General features: G+C 67.1%; 10 protein-coding genes and 1 pseudogene. 3 read left to right on the top strand and 8 right to left on the bottom strand.

The window, feature by feature from the left end; all coding sequences use genetic code 11:
* Positions 1 to 200 precede the first annotated feature (200 nt).
* Positions 201 to 851 (top strand): GNAT family N-acetyltransferase, encoded by a 651-nt coding sequence (locus tag ACFWRV_RS20240; protein ID WP_384336445.1) that lies wholly within the window; start codon positions 201 to 203, stop codon positions 849 to 851.
* Here ACFWRV_RS20240 and ACFWRV_RS20235 read toward each other — a convergent pair.
* Together ACFWRV_RS20235 and ACFWRV_RS20230 are read right to left on the bottom strand one after the other, a co-directional pair.
* Complete coding sequence (locus ACFWRV_RS20235; protein ID WP_384336389.1) at positions 787 to 1,620, bottom strand: IS5 family transposase; 834 nt, start codon at positions 1,618 to 1,620, stop codon at positions 787 to 789. The two genes, ACFWRV_RS20240 and ACFWRV_RS20235, sit on opposite strands and share 65 nt — an antisense overlap.
* Before the next feature lie 40 nt (positions 1,621 to 1,660).
* Positions 1,661 to 1,939 (bottom strand): annotated as a pseudogene (locus tag ACFWRV_RS20230) (RacP protein); the annotation flags it as partial.
* A 33-nt stretch (positions 1,940 to 1,972) separates the two neighbouring features.
* Between ACFWRV_RS20230 and ACFWRV_RS20225 the strand changes: the two are divergent.
* A protein-coding gene (locus ACFWRV_RS20225) for an IS5 family transposase (RefSeq protein WP_384336387.1) occupies positions 1,973 to 2,787 on the top strand; the annotation gives its coding sequence in 2 pieces (ribosomal slippage) (positions 1,973 to 2,312 and positions 2,312 to 2,787; 816 coding nt in all).
* Positions 2,788 to 2,820: 33 nt separating this feature from the next.
* Here the strand turns inward: ACFWRV_RS20225 and ACFWRV_RS20220 are convergent.
* The 5 genes from ACFWRV_RS20220 to ACFWRV_RS20200 form a co-directional block, all read right to left on the bottom strand.
* Positions 2,821 to 3,489 carry a tetratricopeptide repeat protein gene (locus tag ACFWRV_RS20220; protein ID WP_384336385.1) on the bottom strand — a complete coding sequence of 223 codons (669 nt, stop codon included), beginning with the start codon at positions 3,487 to 3,489 and terminating at the stop codon, positions 2,821 to 2,823.
* Between the two features lie 156 nt (positions 3,490 to 3,645).
* Positions 3,646 to 3,975, bottom strand: a complete 330-nt coding sequence (locus ACFWRV_RS20215; RefSeq protein WP_384336383.1) for a hypothetical protein — start codon at positions 3,973 to 3,975, stop codon at positions 3,646 to 3,648.
* A gap of 394 nt (positions 3,976 to 4,369) precedes the next feature.
* Positions 4,370 to 5,176, bottom strand: coding sequence for an IS21-like element helper ATPase IstB (istB, locus tag ACFWRV_RS20210; RefSeq protein WP_244529887.1), 807 nt, complete (start codon positions 5,174 to 5,176; stop codon positions 4,370 to 4,372).
* Positions 5,169 to 6,578 (bottom strand): transposase, encoded by a 1,410-nt coding sequence (locus ACFWRV_RS20205; RefSeq protein WP_384336381.1) that lies wholly within the window; start codon positions 6,576 to 6,578, stop codon positions 5,169 to 5,171. Before ACFWRV_RS20205 ends, istB begins: the two co-directional genes overlap by 8 nt.
* Positions 6,579 to 6,691: 113 nt before the next feature.
* Positions 6,692 to 7,198 (bottom strand): hypothetical protein, encoded by a 507-nt coding sequence (locus ACFWRV_RS20200; protein ID WP_384336379.1) that lies wholly within the window; start codon positions 7,196 to 7,198, stop codon positions 6,692 to 6,694.
* Between the two features lie 214 nt (positions 7,199 to 7,412).
* Here ACFWRV_RS20200 and ACFWRV_RS20195 point away from each other — a divergent pair, with 214 nt between their 5' ends.
* Positions 7,413 to 8,396 carry a phosphotransferase family protein gene (locus ACFWRV_RS20195; protein WP_384336377.1) on the top strand — a complete coding sequence of 328 codons (984 nt, stop codon included), beginning with the start codon at positions 7,413 to 7,415 and terminating at the stop codon, positions 8,394 to 8,396.
* Between the two features lie 165 nt (positions 8,397 to 8,561).
* On the opposite strand, the gene ACFWRV_RS20190 is transcribed toward ACFWRV_RS20195, so the two are convergent.
* Complete coding sequence (locus ACFWRV_RS20190) at positions 8,562 to 9,416, bottom strand: IS5 family transposase (RefSeq protein ID WP_384336375.1); 855 nt, start codon at positions 9,414 to 9,416, stop codon at positions 8,562 to 8,564.
* Between the last annotated feature and the right edge of the window lie 142 nt (positions 9,417 to 9,558).

The raw sequence follows: 9,558 nt of genomic DNA, 5'->3' as shown, positions 1-9,558 counted from the left end.
CACCCCCGGGTGTGGGTTTGGGGGGCGGCCCTTTGTGGCCCGGGCGGGCCCCCCCCACACCCGGGGGGGGGGGCCCCCCCGCCCCCCGCGCCCGGCCCCCCCCCCCCAACCCCCGGGGGGGGGGGCGGACCTCAGTACCTGCTTCTGATCCCAAGGACTGTTCGTTGATGGCAGCCGGTGTATTTGAGATCATGCTGCTTATGCCTGCCTTGGTTTCTCCGCTGATGGCCGTTGGTTGTCTCTCGACGTCTGCTCAGCCGTCTTTGCCGGTGGAGGGTGAGCTGCTGTTGAGGCCGTGGCTACCCAAAGACGCCGCTGGCGTGGTGAAGGCTTTCCAGGACCCGGCGATCCAGCGTTGGCACCTGCGGCGAGCCGACTCTGAAGAAGAAGCTCGGGAGTGGATCGCTCAGTGGCAGCGAGGCTGGCGGGACGAGACGGGGGCGCATTGGGCTGTCGTGGACGCCCACGACATGTTGCTCGGTCGGGTCTCCCTCTCGTCGTTGGTCCTGGTGGGCGGTCAAGCCGAGATCTCGTACTGGACCGCCCCTTGGGCAAGAGGTGCCGGTGTCTGTTCCCGCGCTGTGGCTGCGGTAACTGACTGGGCTCTGGGAGAAGCCGGCTTCCACCGCATCGAACTCGGGCACTCGGTGACCAACCCAGCGTCCTGCCGGATAGCGAAGCGGGCGGGGTTCACACAAGAGGGCGTCCGCCGCGACGCGCTGATGCATGCGGATGGCTGGCATGACATGCACCTGCACGCCCGTGTTCGGCAGGGGGTGTGGTCTGTCAACGCCGCCCGGCAGCCTGGTGTGCTGCTGGCTGACGGGTCAGACGTCGAGTCATCAGCGTGATAGCTGCCCAGGTGATGAGTGTTTCGGAGTGCTGGACGAGGCGTTCGTAGTCCCTCGCATGTCGGCGGGCGTGCATCATCCAGGCGAGTGATCGCTCGACGACCCAGCGGCGGGACAGGACGACAAAACCGGAGGTGTCCTTGGGGCGGCTGACCGGTTTGATGGTGAGGTTCAGTCGCCCTCTCGCCCAGGTCACGAGCTTGCCCGCGTAGGCCGAGTCGGCCCAGACAATAGTGATCTCGGGGTGGGTGAGGCGGAGGCGGAAGAGGATCTCCTTCGCTCCGTCGCGGTCGCTGAGGGAGGCGGGGGTGACCATCACCATCAGCGGCAGGCCGCGGGTGTCGACCACGACGTGTCGTTTGCGGCCGTTGATTTTCTTGCCCGCGTCGTAGCCGCGGGTCGCCCGGGAGACGGTCTCGGCGGCCTTCACGGACTGGGAGTCGATGACTGTGGCGACGGCCCGGGGGCCTTTGCCCAGCTCGCGGCGGATGCGTGAGGTCAGGTTGTCACGGATCTGGTTGACGATGCCGGCGGCCGCCCAGCGGGCCATGAAGCCCCAAACCGTGCGCCAAGGCGGGAAGTCCGCTGGTATAGCCCTCCATTTGCAGCCGGTGTCCACGACGTAGCGGATCGCGTCCACGATCTCCCGCCGCGGGTGCTTCTCGGGGCGCCCGCCGGCCACGGTGTCGCACGCCGGAGCGGGTAACAGAGGTTCGATCAGCGCCCATTCGGTGTCGGTGGTATCGGTGGGATAGCGGCGGCCGCGCATGACAACCGGTGCCTCCAGACATGGGTGCGGGTGTGTTGGGTCAGGCAGAGGCGATGAGGTCGAGGGTGGATTCGATGGAGTTGAGCTGGGCGACGATATGGCGTACCCACTTGTCGTTCGGGTGGGCGGCGGCGTGCGGGGCGACGGTGCCGGTGATGAACCGGCGGAATTGAGTCAGCTTCTCGCCGACGACCTGCCGTTCGTAGGCTTCCAGCGCGGCCCGTTCCGCGCCGAGCTGATAGCCGTCGATGCGATTCCAGATCAGCGGCGGCCAGCCCTTGGAAGCGGCCTCGTCCTTCAAGGCCGCTAGGCCGTGTCGTCAATGTGATCATGGCTGGTGGATCATGGTCAGGTGACACGTCGCCATGAACTGACGGATGCCGAGTGGGACTTCGTGCTGCCGTTGCTACCCCGGAAGTCGATGGGTCGGCCTCGGCTCGATGACCGGAGGATGCTCAACGGGATCATGTGGAAATTCCGGGCGGGAGTGGCCTGGCGAGATGTACCCGAGCGGTACGGGTCCTGGGCCAGCCTGCACACCCGCTTCCGCCGCTGGGCAGCGGACGGCACGTTCGACCGGATGTTGAAGAACGCGCAGGCCCGAGCAGTTGCTGCCGGGAGCATCGACTGGCTGGTGTCGGTCGACTCCAGCATCGTCCGGGCCCACCAGCATGCGGCAGGGGCCCGAAAAGGGGGCATCGCAGCCCGGCGCTGGGTCGTTCCCGAGGCGGGTTGACCAGCAAGATCCATCTGGCCTGTGACGGTCTCGGCCGCCCGCTCGCCCTGGTCGTCACTGGCGGCAATACCAATGACTGCACCCAGTTCATCGCCGTGATGGAGGCGATACGTGTGCCACGGATCGGGCCCGGACGGCCGCGTGTCCGGCCCGATCACGTCTTGGGCGATAAGGGCTACAGCTCCAAGGCCATCCGAGCCTGGCTCCAACGGCGCGGCATTGGGCACACCATCCCTGAACGTGCCGACCAGGCCCGAAACCGCTACCGACGAGGCCGGCGGGGAGGCCGCCCGCCCGCTTTCGACAAGCAGGTCTACAAGCGACGCAACGTCGTGGAACGGTGCTTCAATCGCCTGAAGCAGTGGCGCGGGCTCGCCACCCGATACGACAAGACCGCCCAGTCCTACGAAGCAGCAGTCACCCTCGCCTAACTCCTGATGTGGGTGTGAGACGAAGGGCAATCCCTAAAAGGGTGGCTCCGGGGAGTACCCGTTCTCGCCGAGAGGGACGGACTTGGGCTTCGGTTCGGCATCGCGCTGTTCCGCCACGGTGGGGTGGGTGGCGATCGCCTCGTCCGCCCGCCCTTGCAGGACCAGGATCTCGCACAGTTCCTCACGTGCCTTGATCGAGCCCAGGGCTCGCAGTTCATCGGCGGCGTCGTCAAGACGGCCGGCCCGCTTGAGGAGGTCGGCCTTGACGATACGGGGATCGGTCCAGGGGCGGTCAAGACCGGCCACGGCGATCGCCTCGTCGACGCGGCCGAGGCCGGCGAGTGCCCAGGCCCGCCACCAGTGCTGGAACTCCGTGTGACCGTGGTGGGGCACAACTCTTGGGTGCTCGACCAGATAGAGCAGTTCCTCGGGGCGGTCGAGCAGCGGGTGGACGAGTGGTGCCAGGAGGTTGGAGCAGTCGTACCAGCTGAAGCCAGGCTCCGCGACGACGATCGCGTCGTCCAGCCGGCCTTCTGCCAGCAACATCGAGGAGAGCCAGGCCCGGTACCCGACCCAGTCGTCGGCGGCGATGGCGTCTCTCATCACGGCTTCGGCTTCATCGACCTGGCCATGGCGGCGCAGAGCACCCGCGTAGATGTCCAGGACGGTATGCGCATCCTGGCCGCCAACCAGTTCGCGCAACTCATCGAGCCGCCCGTGATGCCGATCTCGATTTTTCCCCACTGCTGCTCTTCGCCCCAGTTGGTTCACGAAGTGAACCAACTGGGGAAAGTGGGGAGCGGAAAGCAGAAGGACTCACCGATCGCTGGGTCGGTGAGTCCTTGAGCGCGGGGTGAGTCAGTGGGACGAGACGAATCCCGCTGACTGGTCGAGGTGGAAGGGTGAGCCTGAGCTCTCCGGTGTCCATCCGTCAGTGAGTGCGGTGCGGATGCTGTCAGCCACCTGGGCAGGCAGGACCGGGCTGCCTTGCGTTCCGAACCAGTTGCTCGGGTGCGGCTGGTTCGTGGTGACCACCAGTGTGGTGCCGGGAGTGTCGGCGTGTTCGACCGCGTAGGTGAGGGGTGACCGGACCAGTCCTTGGTCGTAGGTCGGACGTCCGCGGAGTCGCCACCGGTAGGTGGTGCCGTCCACGTTCATGAGCCGCGATCCCTTTTTGACCAATGCCATGTCCACATCCTTTCCCATGTGACAGTAGTGATCGGCTACTGGTCGTGTCCTGCCGATTCCCAGTGAACGGTGTCAGTGTCTGCGCATGGGGATCACGTCCCGACTTGCTGCTGGGATGGTGGGTCGCGCGGCCTCGGGAGTGGCCAGCAGGGCGACGATGGTGACGGGCTTGTCGCAGTGCGGGCAGTTGCGGACGGCCGTGGGCGCGAGTGGTGTCGGGTCTGGCGACGCTGGCGTCATCGGTTCGCCTTCAGCGACGTCGGCGGCTTCGTCGCGTTCGCGGCGTCGGCGCCGGGCAGCCTCTGCTTTGCAGCGAGGGGTGCAGTAGGTGTGCCGGGCTGCCGCATTGCGGTTGACCTGGAATGACGTCCAGCAGATGGGGCACTCCCGGAATTCAACCTGCACGTCCGGTCACTCCTTTGCGGAGGTTGTCGGCGTGGGACTGGTGTGATCGGAGCCGGTAGGAAGGTCCGTCGATGCCGACCACGGCGGCGCGGTGCAGGAGCCGGTCGAGCATCGCGGCGGCAACGGTGGCGTCCCCGAAGGCGCCGGCCCAGTCGGCGATTCCGACATTGGTCGTGAGGATCGTGCTGGACTTCAGATACCTCTGGTTGATCACCTGGAAGAGGGCTGAAGCGCCGTCGCCCGGCAGCGGGAGGTAGCCCAGTTCGTCGATCACGAGGAGGCGGGGTCCGGCGAAGAACCTCATGATGCTTGACCAGCGGCCTTCGAGTGCGGCTTTGTGGCACTTGGCTGCGAGTTCGGCGGCGGTGGTGAAGTAGACGCGGTGACCGGCATCGACTGCGGAGCGGGCGAGTGCGACGGCCAGCATGGTCTTGCCGACGCCGGGCGGTCCGACCAAGAGGACGTTCGAGGCGTTGTCGAGGAACCTCAAGGTGGCCAGGTCACGGATGAGTTTCTCGTCGACGCCGGGCTGGGCGGCGAAGTCGAAGTCGTTCAAGGTCCACGGTTCTGGCAGGCAGGCGAACCGCAGCCGGGAGGAGAGCTTGCGGGCCTCGGTCGCCTCGACTTCGATCTCGAGAAGTTTCTCCAGGGCAGTGGTGAGGGTCATCCGCTCGGCTCGGGCCTGGTCCAGGACGCGAGGGAGGGCTTCGGCGGCGTCGTTGAGTTTCAGATAGGACAGGTGTCCTCGCAGTTGCTGGTATCGGCGGGCCTCGCTCATCGGCATGGTGTCACTCACTCTCGCGCTCCTGGTCCTCGTGGGTGGGGGCCTGCCGGAGCCGGTCGGCGACGGCGGCGTAGTGGGACAGGTCGATCACGACCCGGTTCGCGACGTCCGATTCAGGTCGGCCGCGAAGCTTCTCGGCTTCCGCCTGGGCCGCGGCCGATGGAGGCCGACGGACCTTGGTGCGGCAGGGTGCCTTGTCCGAGAACGAGGCAAGTACCGCCCGTTCGAGGGCGATGATGTGTCCGGCATCCCGGACGGTCTGCCCGGCTCCGTCCGGTGCCCGGCGGTGGTGGGCGATGACCGCGCGGCCGGCGGTGACCACATGCAGGTCGTCCTCGCCGAGCCGGATCCGGATCGTGACGTGGGCGCCGGTCAGCCCGGGCGGGACCGAGTAGTGGTTGCCCGCGAAGGAAACCAGCCCTTGCGGGCTGACGACGCGCGTCTGCTCCAACTCGGCGGGGAACGGGCGGGTCGGCAGGTCCAGCAGCGGCTCAGCTCCGGCGAGCTCGGCGACCGTGGTCGACGCTCCGTCGAGCTTGCGTTTGCGGCTGTCCATTTGCACGGCCAGCTTGTCGACGCCGTTCTGACCTGCGTCGATGCTGATGCCGTCCGGGACAGTTCGCCACCAGCGTTGGGCCGCTGAGTGGTTGGCCTTCTCGACGACACCCTTGCGGTTGCCCCGTCGCGGCGGACAGATATCGACGCCGGCTCCGTAGTACTTCGCGACGGCGGCGAAGGCCGGCAGGACCCGTCCGGTCGGCGGGTGGCAGACGGTGGCCATCCGGTCGAACCGCCACCTTCGGGCGGTTCCGCCAAGCCGCCGCAGCACGGCATCGATGGACTGCACCAGGTGCGGGAAAGTCTCTGCCTCCGCAAGCACGGCCCGCCATCGTCCCGAGTGAGCCAGGGCACCGACGAGGAGATGCGCGTTGGCACCGACGCCCCACTCCGCGGGCGGGTCCGGGAGCTCGACCCAGTCGAACTGGATCTCCTCGCCCGGAGGATGCGCGATGATCGCCACGTCGCGACCGCTCGAAGCCCGGCACGGTTCGCAGTGTGGTCGTGCCTTGTATCGCCGCAGGGCCCGGGTGAAGGTGGAGTAGCCGCCCAAATAGCCGAGTTCCACCACTTCGTCGAAGAGCGTCGAAGCCCACAAGTGCGGGTCATCGCTGAGCCGTTGGCGGCAGTGCTCCAAGAAGGGCATGAACGCGTCCGGCGACTGGCGGCGATATCCGGAGACTCGCTCGCCGTTCAGATACGCGCGGATCGTCTTGCGGTCGTGCCCCAGGTGCCGGGCGATCGCCGAGATCGACCAGCCCTGGCGACGCAGTGCGTGAGCATCCACGTCTTCCTCCCAGGTGAGCATCCATGGCCCTTCAACAGGCCGAACTCCGTGCTCACGCAGGCTCTCCACGACACGCCGGCACCAGTTCGACACGCCGGGAAGATCACGCAATGGGTGGGGAGATCACCTGAGCAGGTTTGGCCACTTGAAGAGCGGCACCTGAGGAGATTCAAAGAGCCCCATCACCCGTGACGTGCCAGCAGTTCGGCATAGGCGATGAGGGTGTTCTGAGCGAGGAAGCGGCGCCCGGCGAGTTCCTGGCCGAGGATCCGGATTGCCTCATCAGCACGGCCCGCCCGCTCCAGCACACGGGCCTGCAACTCCTGAGCGTCGGAGAAGGCGTAGTCCCGGTGTTCTTCGCCGCGGGCCTGACGCGCATGGTCTGCGAGCGGGGCAATCAACTCCAGCACCCCCTCGTCACGGCCCTGCCCATCGGTGATATCCACCAAAACGGACAGGAGCCACGACTTGTCGAGGTGCGGGACGAGTAGTTCGATGGCCTCGTCGATGCGCCCTGCCTTGCCGAGCACCTCAGCAAAATCACGACACTCAGTCGTGGAGGCCCAGCCAGAGTCGTCCGGACGTACCAGGTTCAAAGCCTCCTCCGTCCTGCGGCCCGCTCGGAGCAGGATCTCGGCCTTCGCATACAAGGCGGCCCGCCACCCCGTCACGACGAACGGCTCCATCACAGATGGCGCGCGCCTAAGTGCCTGTTTGCAATCCCTAACCAAGTGCCAATCCAGCACAGGAATCGAACGGGAGTTGGACGTGTGTGGTCGAAAGACAGGGCCGTCAATGAGGAGTCCGAGCGGGAGCGCGTCCGTATCCGGGGGCGGCGGCCAACCACTCGCCGCCACGACCTGCCCCCAAGCGGCGATACGGTCAGAGCACTAGCATGCTCGAATGCCCAACGAACCTGCATCCGCCGAGCTGTCGGACCTGGCCCGCCGGCTGGTGCGCACATCCTTCGGTGCACGCGCTACCGAACCGCAGCCGCTGGCGGCCGGCGCCTGGTCGCAGGCATTCGAATTGACCATCGATGGCGAGGAGACGGTCCTACGCGTCGGAGCGCATGGTGCGGACTTCGCCAAAGACGAACTCGTCGCCGGCCTCGCCGGGCCCGGCCTGCCCGTGCCGGCGGTGCTCGTACGGGGTGTGGTCGACACCTGGCATTATGCGATCTCGACACGCGCGCACGGGATCGGGCTCGACGACCTGCCCGCCGCCGACGTGGCGCTGACGCTGCCGAGCCTGCTGACCACGCTCGACGCCATCGGCGAAATCGATCTCTCCGGTACCGCCGGCTACGGCATCTGGACCCCAGACGGGCAAGCTCCGTATGACTCCTGGCCTGACGCGTTGCTGGCCATCAGTGCCGAGACGACCCGGGTTCCCGGCTGGAAAGCAGCACTGGCCGACTCCGAGATCGGGCTCGGACCGGTGGAAGCCGGGCTGGCCGCACTTGCTGCGCTCACGAAGTACCTGCCTGACGAGCGCAACATGATCCACGGCGACCTGCTCAGTCGCAACGTCCTCGCTGCCGACGGCACCGTTACCGCCGTACTGGACTGGGGCAACGCCCTCTACGGAGACAGCCTCTACGACGCGGCGTGGCTCATCTACTGGTGGCCGTGGTACCCGCAGTGGCACGCCGCCGATATCTACGCCGCGTTGCTAGGCCACTGGCGCGCCGCCGGCCCGCTCCCGACCCACCTGCGCGAGCGTCTCCATGCCTACCTCATCCATATCGGCCTCGATGCCATCGCCTACTGCATCTTCCAGCGTCGCTGGGACGAAGTACGGTCCAACGCCAACATCGTGGCCGCGCTGGCCAACAGCGCACCGGGCGAGTACGTCCTCAACCCACCCACAATTCGCTCCTCTTAACCGCAACCACGGGTCCACCGGCCGTGCTCAGGATTCGAACGGTGCTTGCCGCCGACGCCTGGTACAAGAAGTCGCTGACAGGCTTCGTCGGCGGCGGGAAGGTGGCTCAGGGCCGTGGTTCTGGCCAGGGCAGGGCCAAGGTGATGGTGCTGACCTTGAGAACGATCAATCCCGCTGGGCTTCGCGGGATGCCGACTGTCCGCTTCTGCGGGAGCTTCGGCGGGTGATGCGCCTGGTCATAAGGGTGATCGCGGCCCAGGTGATGAGCGATTCCGAGTGCTGGATGAGCCGCTCATAGTCGCGCGCGTGTCGGCGGGCATGCATGATCCAGGCGTGTGAGCGCTCGACGACCCAGCGACGGGGCAGAACGACGAACCCAGGGACGTTCTTCGGACGGCTGACGGTCTTGACCGTCAGGTCCAGGTAGGTCTTGGCCCAGGTCACGAGCTGTCCGGCATAGGCGGAGTCGGCCCAGACGATGGTGATCTCGGGGTGCATCAACCGGAGCCGGAACAGCACTTCCTTGGCCGCGTTGCGGTCGGTCATGTCGGCCGGGGTGACCATGACGAACAGCGGCAGGCCCTTGGTGTCCACGACCAGGTGCCGCTTGCGGCCGTTGATTTTCTTGGCGGCGTCGTAGCCGCGGGAGTCCTTGCCGACAGTGTCGGCGGCCTTGACCGACTGGGAGTCGATGACGGTGGCGACCGCTCCGGGAGCCCGGCCCATCTCGCGGCGAATCCGCTTGCGGAGCTGGTCACGGACCTGGCCGACGACGCCGCAGGCGGCCCAGCGGGCCATGAACCCGTAACACGTGCGCCAGGGCGGGAAGTCCTTGGGCAGGGCCCGCCACTTGCAGCCGGTGTCCACGACATAGCGGATCGCGTCCACGATCTCCCGGCGGGGATGCTTCTCGGGACGGCCGCCTCCCTTCGTTTCGCAGGCCGGTGTCGGCAACATGGGCTCGATCAGGGCCCATTCGTCGTCCCAGGTGTCGGAGGGATAGCAGCGTCGCCGCGGCAACGTTTCCTCCCTCCAGGACGGGGCGGGGGGGGGCGGGGCCCCGGCGCGCCCCCCCCGGGGGGCGCGGGGGTGTGTGGGCAGAGGTGGGGGGGGGGGGGGCCCCCCGGGGGGGGGGGGGGGTTGGGTTTTTTTGAAAGCCCCC

The organism is Streptomyces sp. NPDC058576 (assembly GCF_042718715.1).
Classification (GTDB): Bacteria; Actinomycetota; Actinomycetes; order Streptomycetales; family Streptomycetaceae; genus Streptomyces.
The sequence above is the reverse complement of the archived record's forward strand: the minus strand, read 5'-3'. Positions and strand labels throughout refer to the sequence as shown.